Here is a 258-nt window from a genome sequence, read left to right on the forward strand (position 1 = left end):
ACGCAATACCCGACACGCCATCATCTGCAAATTGAAGAACTTGAAAGCCGAAGATACTGCCCGGGCAGCCATTAGGGTATTAAAGGCCTATAAAGCCAGAGTCCACACCATCACCATGGATAACGGCAAAGAGTTCTACCAACACACCAAAATAGCCAACGCATTGGCGGCGGAAACCTATTTTTGCCGCCCTTACCATTCTTGGGAAAAAGGGCTGAATGAGAACACCAACGGACTCATCCGACAATATTTCCCCAA

Annotated in this window: 1 protein-coding gene; it reads left to right on the forward strand. The window is 48.1% G+C overall.

The features are described from left to right. A partial coding sequence (locus tag ACTHSL_RS13865; protein ID WP_440381739.1) for an IS30 family transposase occupies window positions 1-258 on the forward strand: 258 nt, incomplete at both ends.

The organism is Neisseria sp. P0008.S010, from assembly GCF_051962715.1.
In the GTDB taxonomy this organism is placed as follows: Bacteria; Pseudomonadota; Gammaproteobacteria; order Burkholderiales; family Neisseriaceae; genus Neisseria; species Neisseria elongata.